Source organism: Acinetobacter sp. XH1741 (genome assembly GCF_041021895.1).
Taxonomy (GTDB): domain Bacteria; phylum Pseudomonadota; class Gammaproteobacteria; order Pseudomonadales; family Moraxellaceae; genus Acinetobacter.
In genome coordinates, this window is the sequence record NZ_CP157428.1 from 2,592,439 (window position 1) to 2,614,714 (window position 22,276).

Below are 22,276 nucleotides of genomic sequence, written 5' to 3' on the forward strand. Positions count from 1 at the left end.
TTTCATGAATTTACAAAATCCAAAAAAATTCAAAATGATGATTGATCAAGCACATGATGTTGCGATCAATGTATTACGCCCTATTTCCCGTAAATACGATAAAGCAGAACATGCTTATCCAAAAGAACTCGATATGCTTGCTTCGCTTATTGATGGTATGAATGAAGGTGGTGAAGGAATTAATGCCGGTGCTGCAGGTGCGGGTAAACGTGGTGAAACAGATAATGAGGGCATCCGTAACGGCACCAACATGTCAACAGCGCTAGGAATCATTGAAATGTGTTATGGCGATACTGGACTATTACTCAGTATGCCACGTCAAGGACTAGGAAATTCAGCAATTGCTGCTGTTGCAAACGATGAGCAGCTAGAACGCTTTAAAGGTACATGGGCTGCTATGGCCATTACTGAACCAGGCTGTGGTTCTGACTCTGCTGCTATCCGTACAACCGCAACCAAAGATGGTAATGACTACATCTTAAATGGTGAAAAGATTTTCGTCACCTCTGGGGAACGAGCAGACTCGGTCGTAGTATGGGCTACACTTGATCGTAAACTAGGTCGTGCTGCAATTAAGTCATTTGTTGTGCCTAAAGGTACTCCCGGAATGAAGGTTGAGCGCCTTGAACATAAATTAGGAATTAAAGCTTCTGATACAGCAGTTATTAGCTTTACGGACTGCCGTGTACCCGCAGAAAATCTTTTAGGTAATGCCGAAGTCGACGTTGCTAAAGGTTTCGCTGGTGTCATGGAGACTTTTGATAATACTCGTCCACTGGTCGCGGCTATGGCGATTGGTTGTGCAAAGGCTTCTTTAGAACGTATTAAGGAAATTTTTAAAGATCAGTTAGACCCAGATTACTCAACGCCATACTTGCAAACTTCCAATCTTGCCGCGCAAATCTACCGTATGGAAGCCGACTGGGAAGCAGCTCGTTTACTTATGCTAAAAGCAACATGGATGGCAGATAACAAAAAACCAAACTCTAAAGAAGCTTCAATTGCCAAAGCAAAAGCTGGCCGTGTAGGTAATGAAATCACTTTAAAATGTGTCGAGTTGGCAGCAAGTGTGGGCTATAACGAAGATGAATTACTTGAAAAATGGGCGCGCGATTCAAAAATTCTTGATATTTTTGAAGGAACTCAACAAATTCAACAACTTATTATTGCTCGACGCGAGCTTGGCAAATCTTCAAGTGAGTTAAAATAAGAATATTGCAAGGGGGTTTAAACTCCCTTGTTTCTTAGTACTATGAATTATCTGCAAAATAAAAACCCTCTAATCACATGATTAGAGGGTTTGGTATTTCAGGAATATATTTTTATTTAGTTAGCTTGTGTAACTTCTAATGACTTATCGACTACACCAAATTTTTTAAAGATTTTTGCACGACGTTTTGGTGAAATATTTGCTTTATTTAAATCACCTTTGTAGTGATCAAATACACGCTTGTCCATCATTTTAAACCACAATGAAGGAATCAACGCTGGTAATAACATACTTGCATAACCACTTGGTAACTCAGGAGCTTCATCGAAATGACGAAGTGCTTGGAATGGACGAGTCGGATAAGCATGATGGTCTGAGTGGCGTTGCAGCTGATATAAGAACAAGTTTGTCACTACGTTGTTATTATTCCAGCTATGCTCTGGCATTGTACGCTCATATTGGCCATTTTCCTTTTTCTGGCGTAGCAAACCATAATGCTCAATATAGTTAATAATCTCAAAAAGACTAATACCGTAAAATGCTTGCGTCGCTAAATAAGGAATCGTGCCTTTACCAAAAATTCCTACCATAGAGGCATGAAAAGCAGCGGTCATACCCCAGCCTTGTAACAACTCATTATCAAGTGACCAGAACTCTTTGCCTTTACGCTTTAAACGATTTTTTTCAATTTCAATTGCTGACTTGAAAGATCCAACAACTGTACGTGGCCAGAACTCATAGAATGTTTCACCCATACGAGAAGAAGCTGGGTCTTCAGGTGTCGCTGCACGTTTATGATGTCCGTATGGATGCTCAATACGGAAATGGTTGTAACCAGTAGGTACTAAAGCAAGATGAGATAAAATATGATCTATACGATCATGTTTATGGCTTAATTCATGGGCTGTATTAATTGCAATACCATTAATTGCACCCATGGAAATTCCAAGCAAAATTTTATCAATAAATGAAGTAGTTTTACGGCTAGTTAAATAACATGCATAAACATTTGCCGCATATTGTAATGGAATAAAACTCTTTACCAGTCGTGAATAATACGGGTCTTTCTCAAGAAGTTTAATTTCTTCATCAGTTGGATTACGCGCATCTTTACCAATAAGTGTATCAATTGCAGGAATCACAACATGTAATAAAAGTGGTCCACCTAGAGCAAATACTTTCTTTAATGGGCGGGGACCAAAGTGGTAACCAGCTAAAATACCTAAACCAATTACAGGTAATGCTGGACTAATCATCCATAAATAGCGTTTGCGATCTATTTCACGCATAGACACTGGCACTGGCATAAGTTCTTGCTGAACATTTACTGGTGCATTCATAGTCATATTTCCTTTTTCTATATATCTATATAGTTAAAGAAATACCATTTGCTTAACAGTAGTAACCGTCCAAAAAACCTATGTCAAAGTCTTTGGCATTTTCTTCCACTTTTTTGTCCTAAAAACACATGTTGATCTATTTCTATAGCTCACTATAATTTTATTAAAATAATGATTGATCACATAAATATGGATGCACTAAGTAAATTTTTTGATGATATCCACTTAAATAAGTCTGAATACATCTATATAAAAGCACAAGATGAATGGGCTTTTAAAACACAAGATCAATCCGCTTTACTTGCTTATATTGTTTTAACTGGTTCTGTCTATATACAACTGAATGCATCAGAAAAAATAACAGCAACAGCTGGGGATATTATTTTAATTCCTTCAGGAAAAGCTCATCATGCTACAGATTCAAAAGCGACTGCCAATAAACTGATAGATCCTGTCGATATTACCCCTTTGTTTATCGGGCATCGACAAGATCCAATTGAATTAGGTTCATCAGCATCTGAAAATACATTATTGCTCTGCTTACGCTGTCAAGTTGACACGTATATGGCAGGACCACTTATTAATGCATTACCATCTATCATGCATATTCAACCAGAGAATCAAACCACTCCTCCTGAATGGTTGCAAATCGGACTTTATTTTTTAGCAGTCGAAACACAAAAGATTCAACCCGGACATGACAAAATTATTGATCACTTAGTCAGTATTCTTTTAATTGAATGTATTCGTGATCATATTCAACAAATGTCTGATCAACAAAACTGGCTGGGAGCCTTAACACATCCTGAGTTAAGTAATGCCCTATCTGCAATTCACAGCCAACCAGAAGCAAACTGGACTGTTGAATCACTTGCGGAACAATGTTGTATGTCACGTTCTAAATTTGCCAATCTTTTTAATAGTATTATTGGTGAACCACCACTCACCTATTTGCAACATTATCGCTTTCGTTTAGCAAGCCAATATTTACGTACAAGTAATTTATCAATTCAACAAATTTCAAATAAAGTAGGCTATTCATCAGAAACAGCATTTAGTCAGGCATTTAAGAGAATATTTGATTTATCACCTAAGCAATATAGACAAAACTATATTGGCACTAGTCTAGATCAGGAATAAAAAAAGCGCCGAAGCGCTTTTTTTATTCGTTCAATTTTATTTGATTTTAGCGTGTGACTTTAAATATTCACTATAGTCTTCGAGTATTTGCTGTCCACGAGATTGACGATAAAGCTGTTTTAATTGCTGTAATTGATCGGCTGGCATAGCGTTTACAGCAGCTGAATTTACATTAGAAACAGCAACAACGACTAACTCATTTGGTAAGTTCGCTGTTGTAACAGACCACATACCAGGTTTTGGCACAGGAACACTAAATGCAGCACGTTCAATCGCACGTTTTAAACCTTGTGAACGAGTAAATACACCCGCTGATTCAAAAGCAACTTTATTTTTTGCTACGACTTGTTCAGCTGGCTGAGTTTTAAATTCAGTCAACATTGTAGCAATTTTAGCTTGAGCTGCATTACGTGCCTTTTCATCAATAACTTTAGCTTTTGCTTCATTCATCGCTTGAGCAAGTGGTTTAACACCAGCTGCATGATAATCACGCACTTTGATCCAAACCGTGTCTCCATTCGTTAATTGAATATTTGATGAAGCGTTACGATCGCCATTTTTTACATCATCATTAAACAATTTAACTTTTACGTTAGGATCACTTAATTGTGGATTTTGAGTGGCTAAAGTTACACCTTTTAATGATTCAATTTTTGTACCTTTCACTTGCTGTACAACTGCATCTAAAGAATCATTACCAACAATCGTTTCATTTAAACTATTTACAGTATCTGAATAAATATTAGCAACTTTATTCTTTTCAACTTCAGCAGTTAAACGTGCTTTTTCAGCTTCAAATGAAGGAATTTGGGTAGCTTGAGTTTCAGCCTCAATAATATGATAACCATATTGTGTTTTTACTGGCTGTGAAACTTGCCCACTTTTCAAACTTAAAACAGTTTTATCAAATGCATCAGAGAAAACGCCAGGTGCATATGCTTCAACTAAGCCACCTTTTGCTTTCGAACTTGGATCTTCAGAGAACTGAGATGCAGCCTGTGCAAATGAAAGACCACCTTGAATTTTTGCATATACATCTTTAGCAAGTTTTTGAGCTGCTGCATCATCACGACCATCAGTCGTAATAAGAATATGCTTCACTATACGTTTAGCATCTTTTTGCTGAGTCTTTACAAACTTTGCATACGCTTGTTTAAGCTCGGCATCTGTTGCTGGTGCTGGCTTAGTCATTAAAGAAGGAGATAAAACAACATAATCTACATCAACAGAAGCAGGTTGCTTAAACTCATTTTGATGCTTGTTGTAGTAGTCAGTCGCTTCTTGATTAGAAGCTGTTAAGCCCGCTTTATAAGCGTCTAACTTAATACTAGACAAGTGCAAGGTACGTTGTTCGGTTTGCAAATTCGCAATTTGCATTACGTCAACTTTACTTACTAAAGCATAATCTGAGAAAGTTGAAGTCAACATTTTTAAAGCATGATCTTGACGCAAACTCGCAATTAACCCTTGGCTTGTCATTCCGATCGAACGCAAATAATTTTCATATAATTTTTGTGAAAACTGGCCATTTTCTTGCAAGCTCGGCTGTTGCGATAACATTTGCTCAATTTGAGCATCGCTTAAAGAAATACCTAATTTTTCAGCTTGCTGAATAAGTAAATTACGAGACACCAATATATCAAGAGCTTTGGCTTGAATTACAGGTAAATTAAGTAAACTCTCATCACCCTTTACGGCAGCTAAATATTGTTCTTTATACCTTTGCGTTAAAGTTTCAAGGTCTTTTTTTGATATCTCCTGTCCATTTACAGTTTTTGCGACATCTGCCTTGTTTCCCCTATTAAAATATCCATTAATACCTACAAGCGCTAAAGGGGTCAAAAACAAAATTAAAAGGACTTTGCCTAGCCAACCCTTAATGACTGTACGAAACGATTCCATAAGTATTCCAATATTTTATTTCGGGAGAATTTTAACTGAAAAACCACAATGAATGAATGAGCAATATTGGTCAATTCAGATTTTTAATAAAAAACGCGCCTATATTGGCGCGTTTAATCATCTTAAAAGATTAAGCAACTGAATCTTTAAGACCTTTACCAGCTTTAAAGCTAGGTACTTTTGTTGCTTTAATTTGAAGCTCTTCACCAGTTTTAGGGTTACGACCAGTACGTGCAGCACGCTCTTTTACACTGAAAGTACCAAAACCAACTAAAGTTACTGTGTCACCCTTTTTAAGTGCTTCAGTAATTGACGCAATTGTCGCATCGAGTGCCTTGCCTGCATCAGTCTTAGATACTCCCCCTTTTTCAGCAATTGCATCGATTAATTCTGATTTATTCATGAATAAAACATCCTCTTAATATCGTTTGTTTAAGGTCCAAGGCTATAGTTTAAAAGGCCATGACGCCTTTATAGCAATGCTTTGGGGGAAAACGCAATACTAGAGCAGAGCTTTTAGCAAAAATAAATGCTAAAAAACTGTTATATATTTGCTAAATCCCTACATTTTTTTACTTTTCATTCAATTTTGCTTTCAATTTCTGATTTTCTTCAATTAAAGCATCAACCTTAATATGCAACTGAACTAGAAGCTGTTCGATGTGCTGTAAATCCTTTGGTGTAACCAATCCAATTCGATTTAAAGAATGATTCACACTCGTATCTAGAATCTTTTCAACCTTATCTTTTGTATCAGATACTGACTCTTTTGCTTTTTCGGTTACTTTACCAACAGTTGTATCTGCTAAATCACCTGTTTTAGACTCTAGCTCTTCTCCTACTTTGACTAGAGAGTCAAATAGTTTGTTCCCTTCTTCTTCAGCGCGAGAAAAAGCACCCAGACCCGCTAACCAAATTTGTTTGGTATACTTTCTAAAATCTAATGCAGATTTTCTAGAACTTTTTGATTTTAATTTATTTTTTTCTCCTTGCTCTTCTGCTTGTGTTTCTATATTCGCATTATCCATTGATCTAAGCTCCTGATCGGATGAGACAGACTAAGTCTTATTTAACCACAAAATATTCTTATAATAACAAAGTCAAGACTTGATACATTTATGAAACTGTTCTACAAAACAATCATGTCATGTAAATATATTTAACAGGACATTGTGTTAAGTTTGAGATAGGATGTCTCAATCCCTCAATTAATCTCTAATATTTAAGGATAAACTTTTATGAGTGAAACGCAACAAAGACAAAAACATCCCCGTCTGTTGCTGAATATTGTTCTAATTATTTTAGAAACTTTTTTCTCATTTATTCTCACCCACGATGGTGTGCTTCGCTTGCAAGCGAAAAAGTTTATCTCAAATAAAACAACGATCCGTATTAACAGTTATTTACCCTTTTTTAACTTTTATGTGCAATTTACTGAAAAAGGTCTTTTATTCGATATCCACTCACATGATCGTCGTATTGATTTAGAAATTAATAGCACCCTCATTGATCTTATTAAAATTTTTGCTTTTTCAAATCAACGCAGTCTAAACAACATGCGAATTGATGGGGATGCAAAAACAAAAAAAGAACTTATCGATTTAATTTCTCACCTGACTTTGCCTAAGCTATTAGCAGACTGGAAACAGTGGTTCAATACAAGCGATGAAGCTGAAGCACTTGCCTCACATAAAAGAATTGCTCCACTGCTTGAAAAAATTGATCAGCAACGTTCTGAAATAAATTCACTACAGGTGGAAATTAAACAGTATCAAAATCGATTAGCGCGCCTACAAAAGCGTCAACGAAACATTAACTTGTGCTTTGGTATAATTAGCCTAATATTTATTGCTTATTTCATATATAATTTGTGGGTAGCCTAACTTATTTTTTCTATCTTGATCCTACACTTGAATTAAAAATAAAAAAACTTGACTATTTTAGTCGGGATTCATAAAATCCTATTATCTAGTCTTAACATGTGTATCGAATCATGCGCCTTACAACTCGCGGTCGCTACGCAGTGACTGCTCTACTTGATTTAGCTTTGCAGCCAACTGAACAAACGATCACGCTCGCCGAAATTGCCGCACGCCAATCTATTTCAGTTGCTTATTTAGAGCAGTTGTTCGCTAAACTTAAGCGTCATGGGTTAGTTTCTAGTGTTCGTGGTGCAAATGGTGGTTACCATTTGGCTCGAAACGCTGATGAAATTACTGTGTTAGAAATCATTGAAGCCGTAAATGAAACTGTTGATGCAACACGTTGTGACCATAAAGGTAACTGCCAAAATGGAGCGATGTGTCTTACTCACGATTTATGGCAAGAACTCTCTCATCATATTGCCGACTATTTAGCTAAAATCACTCTTGCCGACCTCATTAGCCGAGACAACGTTCAAACTGTTGCATTACGCCAAAATGTGACTGGCACAGATTCAGCTCTTTTATCGGGTACAGGTATTTGATATGAAACGTCCAATTTATCTTGATTACGCAGCAACCACTCCAGTAGATCCGCAAGTTGCAGAACGTATGATGGAGTGTTTAACTTTCGACGGTACCTTTGGTAATGCTGCATCTCGTTCCCACGCTTATGGCTGGCAGGCAGAAGAAAAAGTTGAATATGCACGTGAACAAGTCGCAAATTTAATTAAAGCTGATCCACGTGAAATCGTTTGGACTTCTGGTGCAACTGAGTCTGACAACCTTGCTCTTAAAGGTGTAGCTCAATTCTATGCATCTAAAGGCAAACATATCATTACAAGTAAAATTGAACATAAAGCTGTTCTAGACCCTTGTCGTGAATTAGAAGAACAAGGTTTTGAAATTACCTATTTAGAGCCACAACCACAAACAGGTTTGATTACTCCTGAGATGGTTAAGGCTGCCCTTCGCCCAGATACTATTCTTGTTTCTCTTATGATGGTAAACAATGAAATTGGTACAGTTACAGATGTAGCGGCGATTGGTGAATTAACACGTGCCAACAAAACATTTTTCCATGTAGATGCAGCTCAAGCTGCTGGTAAAGTTGATATCGACTTATCTACTATGAAAATTGACCTAATGAGTTTCTCAGCTCATAAAATTTATGGACCAAAAGGCATCGGTGCATTATATGTTCGTCGTAGCCCGCGTGTTCGTTTAAAAGCACAAATTCATGGTGGTGGTCATGAGCGTGGTATGCGTTCTGGTACTTTAGCGACTCACCAAATCGTTGGTATGGGTGAAGCTTTTGAAATTGCAGGCAAAACAATGCATGCAGAACAAGAACGTCTTCGTAAACTCCGCGACAAACTTTGGAATGGCTTACAAGATCTTGAACAAGTTTTCTTAAATGGTCACCCAACTCAAAACGTTGCTAACTATTTAAATGTCAGCTTTAACTTTGTTGAAGGTGAATCTTTAATGATGTCTCTTAAAGATGCTGCTGTATCAAGTGGTTCTGCTTGTACTTCTGCAACTTTAGAACCTTCATATGTTCTTCGCGCATTAGGTTTATCTGATGAGCTAGCACACAGCTCAATTCGCTTTAGTTTTGGTAAATACACAACTGAAGAAGACATTGACCACGTGCTTACAATTACCAAAGCCGCTGTTGAGAAATTACGTGAACTTTCTCCGCTTTGGGACATGTACAAAGAAGGCATCGACCTTTCTACAGTTGAATGGGCAGAACACTAATTATTGAAATTAGTGTTTTAACCCTCATATTAATATTAGGCTGACCCCGAGGTTTGGAGAAGCGAAATGGCTTATAGCGAAAAGGTAATTGATCATTACGAAAATCCACGTAATGTTGGCGTTTTAGACAAAAACTCTGAAAATGTTGGTACAGGCATGGTGGGTGCACCTGCATGTGGCGACGTGATGCGTTTACAGATTCAAGTAAATGACAACGGTGTAATCGAAGAAGCTCGTTTTAAAACTTATGGTTGTGGTTCTGCAATCGCATCAAGTTCTCTTGTAACTGAATGGTTAAAAGGTAAAACGCTTGATGAAGCTCAGGCAATCAAAAACATTGATATTGCAACTGAGTTAGCTCTTCCACCAGTAAAAGTCCACTGCTCTGTACTGGCTGAAGATGCGATTAAAGCTGCGATTGAAGATTATCGTAGTAAAAAATCAAAAGTTTAATTTGTTACCATTATAAACGTTGGAGTTTTCATGATTCATTTAACTGAAAATGCTGCGACTCATATTAGCAATTACCTTAAGAACCGAGGTAAGGGTGAAGGCATTCGCGTTGGTGTGAAAACTACTGGTTGTTCTGGGTTGGCTTATGTGCTCGAATTCGTAGATGAAATCGATGAACATGATCAAACTTTCGAACAGTTCGGCGTTAAGGTTTTTGTAGATCCGAAAAGCCTAGTTTATTTAGAAGGCTTAGAAATGGACTATGTTAAAAATGGCCTTAACGAAGGGTTCGAATTTAACAATCCTAATAAAAAGGGTGAATGTGGTTGTGGTGAGTCATTCACTGTTTAACCGTCTCCTTTCCTTTTTCTCATTAAAACAGTGTCTTTAACAGCACTGTTTTAATGTATTTAATTTACGTGGACCCCATTTCTAATGAATCATTTTGAGTTGTTCAATTTACCTGTGGCACTCGATATCGATTTGGCAAGCTTAAAATCAAGTTTCTTGAGTTTGCAGCAGCAATATCATCCAGACAAAGCCTCAGATAAAGATCAAGCATTGATCAAATCAAGTGAAATCAATCAAGCTTTTAAAACGCTTTCACAAGTTGATAGCCGTGCCGCTTACCTTTTAGCTCTTAAAAAGCAAGATCATCACCTTGATCAATCTATTAGTGATTTTGAATTTCTACAATCTGCTTTAGAACTTCGTGAACAACTTGATGAGGCTGCATCATCTGAACATTTACGTACTTTAAGGTTAGAAGTACAGCAATGGATTGATGGTTTGGTCCGTGAATTCAAAATCGATTACAGCGAAGAAGATTGGGCAGAAGCACGTGATACCGTACGTAAATTACGTTTCTTTCAACGTGTTTTAAACGATATTGATAAAGCAGAAGATCAACTGTTAGATGAAGAAGACAGCTTTGATTTAGATGATGATTTTTAATTTTGCTTTCTCTACTTTATTTTCAAGGGATTTAACTCATGGCACTTTTGCAAATTGCTGAACCGGGTCAATCCAGTGCCCCACACCAACATCGCATTGCGATTGGTATTGACCTAGGAACAACACACTCTTTAGTTGCGACAGTGTTATCAGGCAAACCTAAAGTACTCAATGATGTTCAAAATAGAAGATTACTCCCTTCTATTGTTCATTATGGAGAAAATACGACTCATTATGGTGAAGAAGCAAAACCATTTATCATTGCAGATCCTAAAAATACAATTGTATCTGTTAAACGATTCATGGGACGTTCAAAAGCCGATATAAAGTTTCAGCACCCTTATGAATTAGTAGGCTCAGAAAATGAAATGCCTGCTTTTGAAACCCGTGCTGGACGCAAAACACCAGTAGAAATTTCAGCAGAAATTTTAAAACAATTAAAAGATCGTGCTGAAGACAGCTTACAAAATCCTGTTAATGGAGCTGTGATTACAGTCCCTGCCTATTTTGATGAAGCTCAGCGTCAAGCAACTCGTGATGCAGCTCAACTTGCTGGCTTAAACGTATTACGCTTATTAAATGAACCTACAGCCGCTGCGGTAGCTTATGGATTAGATCAAGAAAGTAATTTAGCAACCGATCGTAATTATGTAATTTATGATTTAGGCGGTGGTACTTTTGACGTATCAATCTTACGTTTTTCTCAAGGTGTATTTGAAGTTTTAGCAACCGGTGGCCATACGGCTTTAGGTGGTGATGATTTAGATCGTCTCATCGTAAAATGGGCAAAAAAACAACTTAATCTTGATGTATTAAGTAATGAAGATTATGCCGTATTTATTGTAGCTGCACGTCAAGCCAAAGAGCAATTATCAACTCAAGATTCAGTTGAATTAAAACTACTTGAAAATGTACTAACTCTTGATCGTCCAACTTTTGAAAGCATTATTCAAATTGCTTTAGATAAAACGATTAGTGTTTGCAAGCGTGTACTACGTGATGCAAAACTTGAGTTAACCGATATTCAAAATGTTGTTTTGGTTGGTGGTTCTACTCGTTCTTATGCAGTTCAAAAAGCAGTACGTGACGTTTTTGACCAAGAACCTCTTTGCACGATTAACCCTGATGAAGTTGTAGCAATTGGTGCTTCTATTACTGCTAACCAATTAATTGGTAATAGCCAAGATGGTTCGCTTCTTTTAGATGTAACCCCTCTTTCTCTTGGTTTAGAGACTATGGGAGGTTTAGTTGAGCGACTAATCTCTCGTAATACAGCTATTCCTGTTGCACGTCGTCAAGAGTTCACGACCTATCAAGATGGCCAAACCGCTATGTTAATTCACGTGGTGCAAGGCGAACGTGATTTAGTTGAACATTGCCGTTCATTAGGTAGATTTGTGCTTCATGGCATTCCTCCAATGACTGCTGGTCAAGCTCGTATTGAAGTCACCTTCCAAGTCGATGCAGATGGGTTACTCACTGTTTCTGCTCGTGAAGCTACTTCTGGTGTGCAAGCTCATATTGATATCAAACCGTCTTATGGTTTATCTGAAGCAGACACTGAACGCTTATTAATTGAAGGTTTCCAACATGCCGAAGAAGACAAAAATCTTCGTCATCTAAAGGAAACTAAAGTTGAAGCAGAACGTGAACTTGAAGCTTTAGAACAAGCTTTAAAGGTAGATGCAGATTTACTTGATGAAGAGCAGCTTGAAGCACTCAACTCTGCAAAAGAATCATTAAAAGCTCAACTTGAAGGCAGTGATATCCAAGCGATTGAGCAAGCAGTTCAACAGCTTAAAGTACACAGTGATGCTTTTGCAGCACTACGAATGAATCGTCATATTGACCATGCCTTAAAAGGCACGAAGCTCGATGATTGGTCAAAATCAAATTAAAAGGTATAGGTGATCAATATGCCACGTATTAAAGTACTTCCTCATGCTCAGATTTGTCCAGAAGGCGCTGAATTTGAGGTTGAACAAAATGCAAATCTTTGCCAAAGTTTGCTTAGCAAAGGAATCAAAATCGAACACGCTTGTGACATGTCTTGTGCATGTACAACCTGTCACGTAATTGTTCGCAAAGGTTTTGATAGTTTAGAAGAAATGAATGATGTTGAAGCCGATCTTTTAGATCGTGCTTGGGGACTAGAACCTGACTCTCGTCTTTCATGTCAGGTTAAAATTGTAGATGAAGATCTTGAAATTGAGATTCCGAAATACACTATTAACCATGCTTCAGAAAATCATTAATTTCTAATAATAAAAAAAGCTGCTTTAGCAGCTTTTTTTATGGATGTGATTTATATCTAATCTTGCTCTTGATCTACATTTATTGGCTTAATCTCATCTTCGAGTCTAAGCTGAGCAACGCCATGAGTATTCACCAAGGTTTGTTGAACTTTAATGCGTTGAATCATTTTTTCAAGCACTTCAACTAATTCAGGATATTCGTAGTTCTGTACTTCTTCTAAGTTCAATACTAAATGGAAACCTTTATATTCATAATCAAACCATTGCTGATGATCTGACTTGTTGCCAGTATATTTTTCCATGACTTGCCATGTTTTTACTGCACCTTGGATACCCTTTAAATAGATTGGTGTTTTAGGTGCACATAGAAAATCACTTTTAATGAGCTGATAAGTATCATCCGAAATAAGTATTTCATCGATTTCAGCAGCATACTGTAAACGTGCTGCTAAATTTACATCACGACCTACGATTGTATAAGCCATACGATGTGTTGCCCCATAGTTCCCAACGTGGCAATAACCTGTACTAATCCCCATACGGATATGTAAGGCTGAATATCCCATCTTTTTCCAGCGCTCACGCAACAATTTCATTTGTTGACGCATAGCAATTGCCATCTCTACACAAGATTTGGCATCTTGTTCAACCCCTTGCGAATTCGGATCTCCAAAAAATATGAGAATGGCATCTCCCATAAATTTATCGACCGTTGCCTCATATTGCTTCGCAATTTCAGTCATATGACTTAGATAGTCATTAAGCAAGAAAGCTAAATCATCTGGGATTAAAGTTTCCGACAATTCAGTAAAACCCTGAATATCAGAAAAGAACACAGTCATTTTTTTACGTTTATATTCAATTTTTGCCTCAGCCTCACCACGCATAATCGATTGCCATAATTGTAATGGCGCATAACGGCTTAACTGATTAGCAAAAGCGATATAACGCGTCATTTGGTCATAGTAGTGCTGACGCTGCTGACTAATCTTTTTAACCCAACGATGTTGGTAATAATTTCCAATGGTGATAAACATTACCAAGCCAAGTAAGGTAATGACCGTTAACTCTTGGCTTGTGGCTTCAAAATATGGATGAAAACCAAATAGGAAAAAAGTGCTTAAATAGAAAATAATCGCACCAAGCAGACTTGTTAAACAAATTACTGCAAACGAAATACGACTATTAATTGCTGAGTAAAACAAAGCAAAAAGCGCAATAAATGTGGGAACAAGATTGAGGTGTACTCCCGCCAGAGTAACCGCCACCACAATTGCATCTATAGCAAAAAAAACACTTTTTTGGGTTTTCTTATCAAATTGATATTGTAGCCAATGTTCTAATTTAGAACTAACAAAAAGTAAAAATAGGAAGAAAGGTGGAATATAGATTTGATAATTAGTATTAGGTGAGGTAAAGGCATAGATCACTAAAATTAATGACAGAATCGAATATCCCATCAAACGATGAAAATATGCAAACTGCTTAGGTTCCCGATCTATAAACCTCTCTAATTGCACCCTATCCTCCACATTTCAATGTTGCCACATTGGCATGTGGCATAACATTGATTTAGTCCATGCGCCAATCAAAAGGCATATCACCTTGACCACGTAAAGCTAGCATAAGGGTCTGACGCATGTGAGCCAAAACATCACTTGTGTATGGCACAGCCGGTGTTCCCCACACTGGTTTAGGCCAAACTACGTCATTTTGATAGCGGACAACATGATGGAAATGTAATTGAGGCACCATATTACCTAAAGCTGCCACATTCATTTTGTCAGCACGAAAAACGCGAGATAATTGGCTCGATAACCAACTTGATTCACGTAAAAATTGTTCTTGGTCAGCTTGACTCAATTCATATAATTCCGTGATTCCAGGTACACGAGGTACTAAAATCAACCAAGGAAATTGCATATCATTCATTAAACGACATGTTGAAAGCGGAAAATCGCCTACAAAAAAAGTATCTTGAGCAAGTTGTGGATGCAAACTAAACATATCTTTTATAAATGACAATAAACAATAATGGCTAATACTATCACATCAGTTTTGATGTGAATATTATTAGTAGCCCGTTTGCTTACAAATAACAATGTTTTTATGCACTTATTCATATCTCAAGGTATAAATTGTGCATAAAATCCAATCACATCACTACAAATTACTGAGCTAACTATCGCAGCCTAAAAAAACAAATCTTAAGCATGTAACTCACTCATCAATTTCTGTAATAAATCATTGATAAATTGAATCCGTTTTTCATAGTCTTCGAGCTGAACCATAACCTTCAAACGTTGGCCACCTTCCATCCGATAATATGTTGGATTCTTTTGCATTAACTGAATAATACTAATGGCCTGAACTGGGGTATCTGGTGAAAATTCAATGTTTCCACCTTGAGTATTGATATCAACTTTTGTAATACCCAATTGTTCTGCTTTTAAGCGGATCTGGTGAACACTAAACAAATGTTTAACCGATTGTGGCGGCACGCCAAAACGGTCAATAAGTTCCATTCGAATATTATCGAGTTTTTCTTGAGTATCTGTATTACTAATGCGTTTATAAAATAATAAACGTTGGTGAACATCGCCTAAATAATCATCTGGAATAAGTGCTGGTATGTGTAAATTGATTTCAGCAGTTAAAGATAGCGGTGCATCAAAATTCGGTGTTTTACCTTGTTGAATGGCCTTAGTCGCTTTCTCAAGCATTTCCATATACAAACTATAGCCTATTGCCTGCATTGAACCGCTTTGTTGTTCACCCAACAACTCACCTGCACCACGAATTTCTAAATCTTCCGTGGCAAGCATAAAGCCCGCACCTAAAGTAGAAGCACGTTGAATAGCATCCAGACGTTTTTCAGCATCACCTTTTAAGTGTTTTATTGAAGGGACTAATAAGTAAGCATAAGCTTGATGGTGTGAACGCCCTACACGTCCACGCAACTGGTGTAACTGAGCTAGACCCAGTTTATCAGCACGCTCAATTAAAATTGTATTGGCATTTGGAACATCAATACCCGTTTCAATAATAGTCGAGCATACCAAGACATTGTATTCTTTGTGATAGAACTGCTGCATAACTTGCTCTAGTTCACGTTCACGCATTTGTCCATGTGCTACAGCGACACGAGCTTCTGGTACAAGAATACGAACATTTTCGGCAGCTCTTTCAATGGTATCGACTTCATTGTGTAAGAAGTAAACTTGCCCACCACGCAATAACTCACGCAAAATCGCTTCTTTGATTGAAGCATCTGTATGTTCTTGTACAAAAGTTTTTACGGCTAAACGACGTGCTGGTGGAGTAGCAATGATGGATAAATCACGCATACCCGAAAAAGCCATATTAAGCGTACGAGGAATTGGTGTTGCAGTAAGTGTCAACATATCAACATCAGCACGCAGTGCTTTAATTCTTTCTTTGTCACGCACACCAAAGCGATGCTCTTCATCGACGACCATTAAGCCCAAATCTTTAAACTGGACATTTTCTTGTAAGAGTTTATGCGTCCCCACCACAATATCGACTTTACCATCTGCCAAATCTTCAATGTTTTTCACATGCGTTTTATTTGAACCAAAACGTGATAACACTTCGATACGTACAGGCCAATCAGCAAAACGATCTTTAAAAGACTCATAATGCTGTTGAGCAAGCAAAGTAGTAGGAACTAAAACAGCAACCTGTTTGCCATTTTGCACTGCGACAAATGCTGCACGCATGGCTACTTCTGTTTTACCAAAACCCACATCGCCACAAACCAATCTGTCCATTGGTTTTGCTTGCTGCATATCATAAAGAGTCACCTCAATTGCATTGGCTTGATCAAGTGTTTCTTCATAAGCAAAGCCACTCACAAATTGCATATAGAGCGACTGATCTAATTCAAAAGGGAATCCTGGTTTAGATTGTCGACGTGCCTGAATATGTAAAAGTTCAGCCGCTACATCATGGATTTGTTCCAAAGCTTTACGTTTAGCTTTATTCCATGCATCAGTCCCAATTTTATGTAATGGTGCTAAATCTGGGTCACCGCCACTGTAACGGCTAATGAGATGTAAATTAGTTACAGGAACATAAACTTTTGCTTCTTCAGCATAGTCTAATTGCAAGAACTCATAATCTTGCCCCTCAATCGCTAAAGTAATTAAGCCAGCATAACGCCCTACACCATGATCAATATGTACAACCGGAGCACCAATGCTTAACTCGGTTAAACTGCGAATAAGAAACTCTTCAGAAACTTCTTGCTGACGTTTCCGACGACGCTGTACAACACGATGCTCGTAAAGTTGGTTTTCTGAAATAACGGTTAACTGGTTGGTTATCAGCAAGCCCCGATCTAGCGGTGCATTAGTAATCGCAATTGCAAATTGACTCGTTTTGAATTGCTCAAAACTCTCAACGCTTGGAATTTCACCTAAACTCGAACGCAACGCGTCTTTTAAGCTTTCACGACGACCAGCACTTTCCGCAACCAATAGAACGGGGTGATTTGCATCATCAATATATTTTTTTACAGCGGTAAATGGTTTTTCTTTTTTTGGATCGACCGGTAATTTAGGGGGCTGTTCAGTTTTAAGATTAAGCGCACCAGCTTTTTCCTCAACAACCTCTGCACTTACCAGCATGCGCGGAAATTGATTTAAAGCACTGAGCAAATGATTTGGAGAAATAAATAACTCTTCTGGAGGAAGAATGGGCTGGTCCATATTATGTCGTCGGTCTTCATAACGACGCATAACTTCTTTCCAGAAATTTGTTAAATCAGCATCAATATCATTATTTGTAATTACAATGCAATTCTTTGGTAAGTATGTTGTAAATATACTTTGAGATTGCATGAGCTGTTTATCAAAAAATAATGGTAAATAAAATTCTATTCCTGGCGAAGCTATCCCATCCAAAACATCTTGGTAAATCGGATTTTTCTTAGGGTTCGCTGTAGGAAAAAATTCTGAATACCGGTCTCTAAAAACAGAACGCGCTTCTTTTAATGGAAATTCTTTGGCGGGTAAAACTGTAAAACTTTTAAGTGTTGTGGTTGTTCTTTGCGTTTCAGGATCAAAGAATTTCAAAGAATCAATTTCATCATCAAATAGGTCTATACGGATAGGTGCTTCTTGCCCAGATGCAAAAATATCCATAATACTACCGCGCACAGCAAACTCACCATGGTCATAAACTGTGTCTACTAAGTGATAGCCCGCCTGAACCAATCTTAATTTTTGTTGTTCCAGATCAAATTTTTGTCCCACTCGTATATCAAAGTGCTCACCTAGAACCCATGAATAAGGTGCGACCCTTTGAGCTAAAGTACTCGCTGAAATCAGTAACACACCTTGCTGTGGCATATTAGATAAAATGGCAAGACGTTCCGACACAATATCTTGATGAGGAGATAAGCGGTCATAAGGTAAAATTTCCCAATCGGGAAAAATAGTCGGTTTTATTCCATAAAATTCAAGTTCACTTTCTAATTGAGCAACATGCTGGTTATTTCGAGCGACTAAAACCAATAAAGAAGAATGCTGGTTAACAATTTCTTTAAATAATAAGGCTGCGGATGAACCTAATAACGACCCCACCCAACGCTTTTCACCTGCCTTGAGCTGTTGCAAATTCAATTGAGAGATTTCTTGTTGAAACATGTATATGGCTTTTATGAGCTAAAAAGATATGAGGTTAATAGTAGCATGATGTTTTTAGTGAATTGAGTTATTTTTCTGAAATCAAGCTACTAGTTTATGATGCTTTTTTAGAGTTATTGAATAATTCTTTGAGCTTATTTGTCCCGTAAAAACATCACATAATATTGGTTTAATACTTGGATGACAGCTTTAAGTTCAAGTAACTTTTCTTGCGTATTACCTAGTCGTTCAGCATATCGTTGAGTCGCAATCTCTAAATCGATTTTTTCATTAATTTGTGGCGTAATCAGAAATAATTTACGTAAATCATTAAAATTCTGTAATTTGCGATTTGAAAAATACTCAAGATGCTCTGACCATTTTTCATTAATCACCATATCTTTAATGATTGGCCCATGTTCAAAATCAAAATGTAACTGATTTTCTTGTAAATAAATTTGCTCAGGTGTTTCTTTTGAGTTTTGAAAGAGCTGGGTTAACTTTTTAAACATTTCATCACATCATATTAATTTAAATTTACGTGAGGGAGGCAATCTATACCTCCATCACTTAAGCTTAATTCTTAACGATTAGTCATCGCCCAAATCATCAAGAAAATCTACTGTCGGCACAAAGAATAATGTTCCAGTTTGCGCGGTACTAAAGTCAAGTAATCGATCAAGATTACCCTGCTCATTTCCTAAGAACATGTTTTCAAGCATTTGGCGTGTTGTGCTAAATTTACGTGAGTAACCAATAAAAAAAGTACCATATTCATTTTTTGAAGGATTGGCAAAAGGCATATTCGCACGCATAATTTTTAGTTCATTGCCTTCTGCATCGTGAGCTTTACTGACTACATTATGTGCTGTTAAAGGCTTTTCATCATCACCAAGTTCAATATCATTAAACTTTTTACGCCCAATCACTTTTTCTTGTTCTTCATCGCTTAATGCACGCCATTTTTCCATGTCATGCGTATATTTTTGAATAAAAGCATAACTCCCTCCTACAAAGTCTGGGTCTTCACTACCCACTAAAGCCCATTGTGCAGCAATTACAGGTTCAGGGTTTTCTGTGCCATCAACAAAACCAATAATTGCACGTCCATCGAAATAACGGAAACCATGTACTTCATCAATTGGATAAGTCACATTGCCCAATTTTTCATTAATTATACTTCCGAGCTCATAGCACAAAGCTTGTCGATCAGCTCGAATATGAAAAAATAAATCACCTGGTGTTGAAACAGCGGTGTACTTTGGCCCTTTAATTTCTTGAAATGTTTCTAATTCTTGAGGCTTTGCTTGCTCTGGAAATAAAACATCCCATGCATTTGAGCTAAAACCGAATGTGGCATTAAATTTACTTTCTGGATAACGATTAGATAAACTTCTAGTTAGTGCTGAAAAATTAGCAGCAAAATCTTTTACTTTTTCTACAACAGAATCACCTTGAGCTAATCCTAATACAATAAATAATGCATTTTCTCCAGGATGACTCGTTACAGGCTGAATTCTCATACATTCCATAAAACAGGCCTTATTTTGGTAATTTACGGTAGTAATTTAGCATATTCATGTTTTTATCGTACGATTTCTTATTGTTCTCATCTCTTAAAAGAGACTGAGTTTCCCCAATCTCTAGTAAGTTTTTCTAATTTATATTTAGCTGCCATATTGCTTTTTTAAGTATTTTACAATTTTGGCAGATTCAAACATTTTAACGCCAGTATTTGGATCCACTAAATAAGGCACTTGCATTTTACCTTGCATAATCGGCAACATTTTTTCTCGTTTTCCACCTTTTAAAGGCACATATTTGCCTGGTTTTAAACGAAGAATTGCTGGCCCTTGATCTTGCCATCTTTCCTTTGCCACATTGTGTAAAACATAAGGAATTTCAAGCTCACATAGCAAACTTCTTACGACTCTCGAATATGGGCTGGCTTCAAAGCTCCATAGTTCAAGTTTTTGCTTGGGTGCAGCTCTATTTACTATTTTCTTATTAATCCAAACTCCACGAGCACCATTCAATAAAGTACCCGCAATTGCGAGATATGGCTTTGAAGGATAATGTGAAAATTTCTCTGGTGTTTGTCCAGTTTTGCCATAGTGTTTAAATAAGTGATGAATAATTTCTTGTGATTCGTATAGCTTATCACCTGTATTTTCATCAACTAAAAAAGGAAACTGTAATTTACCACCTGTTTCTTTGACAATAGAGCGGTATTTCAATCCTCCTTTAGGACATGGATGAATTTCAACATCCAGATTTAGAAGCGTAATGACTTCCCGAACGCGACGACAAAATGGTGAACCTTCAAATTCATATAACTTTAAAGTTTTATCAGGTTGATTAGGAAATGCTGTACCCGTCACCCCTCTACCACCTTGAGCAATTGCGGATGCAACTGCTTGTAGTACTTTAATTTGATGATTCACCATTAACACTTTCCTTTATATTGTGGAACTAGACTAATTTTTCTTTTGCAATCACGATTCCATTGTTATCTGCATAGATAAAATCGCCAGATTGAATTGTGACTCCACCAAAATACAAAGGAATATCTACTTCACCAATGCCCTTACGATTACTTTTTTGTGGAATTGCAGCCAATGCATGTACACCTAAATCTAAGGTTGCAAGTGCATCAACATCTCTTACACAGCCGTAAATAACCACACCACTCCAGTTATTTTTAACTGCCGATTCCGCAATCATATCTCCCATAAGTGCGCAGCGCATTGAAGCACCACCATCCACTACTAAAACTTTACCTGTACCTTCTGTTGCTAATAACTCTTTTACACGCGAGTTATCTTCAAAGCACTTTACAGTTACAACCTGTCCACCAAAAGTTTGACGTGCACCATAACTTTTAAAAAACTTTCCATCCATGGATGGTGTGACCACCTGTAAATCTTTTTCCGGGTTATCATCTAATAAATCACATGTTACAAATGGTACTGTCGACACTTTTATTCTCCCTTATCGAGTTTGTTGTATGCTCAGATTATCATATCGTTTAAAGGCTTCAATTTGCGTTAGCGCCGCTACGACCATAGTATGAGCCAATTGCTCAGCTGTAACAGGCTTATATTTGAAAGGTTTATTCCATTTATTTTCAATAAACTTAAATAAGCTTTGTCCTAGGTCTTCAATAAAACGTACATCACTACGCTTACCAATTAATAACGAAGGTCTAAAAATAGACAATTTTTCAATATCTAAACTTTGAAGATAGTCTTCTAACTGTCCTTTTACTTTATTGTAGAAAATGGGTGAATGAGCATTTGCCCCAAGAGCACTCACAATTAAAAAATGAATATGTTTGTCTTGGATCAAATCTGCAAAATGAGCATTTATTTCATAGTCAACTGCATAAAAGCCCTGTTTTGAACCTGCGATTTTTAATGTTGTCCCTAAGCAACTAAATGCATGAGTGTGGTCATTTACATCTTCATCATTAAGCAATAAAAAATCTTCTACAACCAACTGAGTAACTTTCTTATAAGTATTAAATAGTTGTGATTCTTTTCTTACCACCACGGTTATTGCTTCAAATTCTGGTGTTTGCTCAAGTTGTTCAACTAGCGCTAAACCAACAAGTCCTGAAGCACCAATTATAATTGCTTTTTTTGCGCTTATAGTCATTTTTTATCCAACCCTCTTTAAGTTTGTTTCA

At 37.1% G+C, this 22,276-nt stretch carries 22 protein-coding genes; 10 read left to right on the top strand and 12 right to left on the bottom strand.

The genetic code is table 11. From position 1 onward, the window contains the following. Positions 1–4: 4 nt before the first annotated feature. A complete protein-coding gene (locus tag ABLB96_RS12325) occupies positions 5–1,210 on the top strand; it encodes an acyl-CoA dehydrogenase family protein (protein ID WP_348897115.1) in 1,206 nt (401 codons plus the stop codon). A 116-nt stretch (positions 1,211–1,326) separates the two neighbouring features. Here the strand turns inward: ABLB96_RS12325 and ABLB96_RS12330 are convergent, their stop codons facing one another. After that, positions 1,327–2,550: an alkane 1-monooxygenase gene (locus ABLB96_RS12330; protein ID WP_348897116.1), complete on the bottom strand. Its 1,224-nt coding sequence runs from the start codon at positions 2,548–2,550 to the stop codon at positions 1,327–1,329. A 171-nt stretch (positions 2,551–2,721) separates the two neighbouring features. On the opposite strand from ABLB96_RS12330, the gene ABLB96_RS12335 reads away from it, so the two are divergent. Continuing rightward, positions 2,722–3,690, top strand: a complete 969-nt coding sequence (locus ABLB96_RS12335) for an AraC family transcriptional regulator (RefSeq protein WP_348897117.1) — start codon at positions 2,722–2,724, stop codon at positions 3,688–3,690. 36 nt (positions 3,691–3,726) lie between these two features. On the opposite strand, the gene ABLB96_RS12340 is transcribed toward ABLB96_RS12335, so the two are convergent. The 3 genes from ABLB96_RS12340 to ABLB96_RS12350 all read right to left on the bottom strand — a co-directional run bounded on the left by ABLB96_RS12340 (position 3,727) and on the right by ABLB96_RS12350 (position 6,620). Beyond that, the gene (locus ABLB96_RS12340; RefSeq protein WP_348897118.1) at positions 3,727–5,592 is read right to left on the bottom strand and encodes a SurA N-terminal domain-containing protein; all 1,866 of its coding nucleotides are present in this window, start codon (positions 5,590–5,592) and stop codon (positions 3,727–3,729) included. Between the two features lie 130 nt (positions 5,593–5,722). After that, positions 5,723–5,995 (bottom strand): HU family DNA-binding protein, encoded by a 273-nt coding sequence (locus tag ABLB96_RS12345; RefSeq protein ID WP_001043034.1) that lies wholly within the window; start codon positions 5,993–5,995, stop codon positions 5,723–5,725. A gap of 169 nt (positions 5,996–6,164) precedes the next feature. Continuing rightward, complete coding sequence (locus ABLB96_RS12350; protein ID WP_272346916.1) at positions 6,165–6,620, bottom strand: phasin family protein; 456 nt, start codon at positions 6,618–6,620, stop codon at positions 6,165–6,167. Between the two features lie 210 nt (positions 6,621–6,830). Between ABLB96_RS12350 and ABLB96_RS12355 the strand changes: the two genes are divergently transcribed. The 8 genes from ABLB96_RS12355 (at position 6,831) to fdx (ending at position 12,940) form a co-directional block, all read left to right on the top strand. Continuing rightward, a complete protein-coding gene (locus ABLB96_RS12355) occupies positions 6,831–7,475 on the top strand; it encodes a hypothetical protein (protein ID WP_348897119.1) in 645 nt (214 codons plus the stop codon). Positions 7,476–7,585: 110 nt separating this feature from the next. After that, positions 7,586–8,059 carry an Rrf2 family transcriptional regulator gene (locus tag ABLB96_RS12360; RefSeq protein WP_002050146.1) on the top strand — a complete coding sequence of 158 codons (474 nt, stop codon included), beginning with the start codon at positions 7,586–7,588 and terminating at the stop codon, positions 8,057–8,059. Between the two features lies 1 nt (position 8,060). After that, positions 8,061–9,278, top strand: a complete 1,218-nt coding sequence (locus ABLB96_RS12365) for an IscS subfamily cysteine desulfurase (protein ID WP_004701914.1) — start codon at positions 8,061–8,063, stop codon at positions 9,276–9,278. A gap of 66 nt (positions 9,279–9,344) precedes the next feature. Beyond that, positions 9,345–9,731 carry a Fe-S cluster assembly scaffold IscU gene (iscU, locus tag ABLB96_RS12370; RefSeq protein ID WP_000331713.1) on the top strand — a complete coding sequence of 129 codons (387 nt, stop codon included), beginning with the start codon at positions 9,345–9,347 and terminating at the stop codon, positions 9,729–9,731. A gap of 30 nt (positions 9,732–9,761) precedes the next feature. Further along, positions 9,762–10,082, top strand: a complete 321-nt coding sequence (gene iscA, locus ABLB96_RS12375) for an iron-sulfur cluster assembly protein IscA (protein WP_348897120.1) — start codon at positions 9,762–9,764, stop codon at positions 10,080–10,082. 84 nt (positions 10,083–10,166) lie between these two features. Next, the gene (hscB, locus tag ABLB96_RS12380) at positions 10,167–10,685 is read left to right on the top strand and encodes a Fe-S protein assembly co-chaperone HscB (RefSeq protein ID WP_348897121.1); all 519 of its coding nucleotides are present in this window, start codon (positions 10,167–10,169) and stop codon (positions 10,683–10,685) included. Between the two features lie 38 nt (positions 10,686–10,723). After that, positions 10,724–12,583, top strand: coding sequence for a Fe-S protein assembly chaperone HscA (gene hscA, locus ABLB96_RS12385; protein ID WP_348897122.1), 1,860 nt, complete (start codon positions 10,724–10,726; stop codon positions 12,581–12,583). A gap of 18 nt (positions 12,584–12,601) precedes the next feature. Continuing rightward, a complete protein-coding gene (gene fdx / locus ABLB96_RS12390; protein ID WP_174744058.1) occupies positions 12,602–12,940 on the top strand; it encodes an ISC system 2Fe-2S type ferredoxin in 339 nt (112 codons plus the stop codon). A gap of 56 nt (positions 12,941–12,996) precedes the next feature. On the opposite strand, the gene ABLB96_RS12395 is transcribed toward fdx, so the two are convergent. The 8 genes from ABLB96_RS12395 to ABLB96_RS12430 all read right to left on the bottom strand — a co-directional run bounded on the left by ABLB96_RS12395 (position 12,997) and on the right by ABLB96_RS12430 (position 22,245). Beyond that, a complete protein-coding gene (locus ABLB96_RS12395) occupies positions 12,997–14,460 on the bottom strand; it encodes an adenylate/guanylate cyclase domain-containing protein (RefSeq protein ID WP_348897123.1) in 1,464 nt (487 codons plus the stop codon). 52 nt (positions 14,461–14,512) lie between these two features. Then, the gene (locus tag ABLB96_RS12400; RefSeq protein ID WP_348897125.1) at positions 14,513–14,947 is read right to left on the bottom strand and encodes an HIT domain-containing protein; all 435 of its coding nucleotides are present in this window, start codon (positions 14,945–14,947) and stop codon (positions 14,513–14,515) included. Positions 14,948–15,147: 200 nt separating this feature from the next. After that, positions 15,148–18,609, bottom strand: a complete 3,462-nt coding sequence (mfd, locus tag ABLB96_RS12405) for a transcription-repair coupling factor (RefSeq protein ID WP_348897126.1) — start codon at positions 18,607–18,609, stop codon at positions 15,148–15,150. A 134-nt stretch (positions 18,610–18,743) separates the two neighbouring features. Continuing rightward, positions 18,744–19,100 carry a hypothetical protein gene (locus ABLB96_RS12410; protein ID WP_348897128.1) on the bottom strand — a complete coding sequence of 119 codons (357 nt, stop codon included), beginning with the start codon at positions 19,098–19,100 and terminating at the stop codon, positions 18,744–18,746. Positions 19,101–19,178: 78 nt separating this feature from the next. Next, positions 19,179–20,111 (bottom strand): Dyp-type peroxidase, encoded by a 933-nt coding sequence (locus ABLB96_RS12415; RefSeq protein WP_348897144.1) that lies wholly within the window; start codon positions 20,109–20,111, stop codon positions 19,179–19,181. Positions 20,112–20,255: 144 nt separating this feature from the next. Next, a complete protein-coding gene (locus tag ABLB96_RS12420) occupies positions 20,256–21,035 on the bottom strand; it encodes a glutathione S-transferase N-terminal domain-containing protein (protein WP_348897129.1) in 780 nt (259 codons plus the stop codon). Between the two features lie 25 nt (positions 21,036–21,060). Further along, positions 21,061–21,567 carry a ribonuclease E activity regulator RraA gene (rraA, locus tag ABLB96_RS12425; RefSeq protein WP_348897131.1) on the bottom strand — a complete coding sequence of 169 codons (507 nt, stop codon included), beginning with the start codon at positions 21,565–21,567 and terminating at the stop codon, positions 21,061–21,063. Positions 21,568–21,579: 12 nt separating this feature from the next. Next, on the bottom strand, positions 21,580–22,245 hold the full coding sequence (locus tag ABLB96_RS12430) for an NAD(P)H-binding protein (protein WP_348897132.1): 666 nt from the start codon (positions 22,243–22,245) through the stop codon (positions 21,580–21,582). Positions 22,246–22,276: the final 31 nt, after the last annotated feature.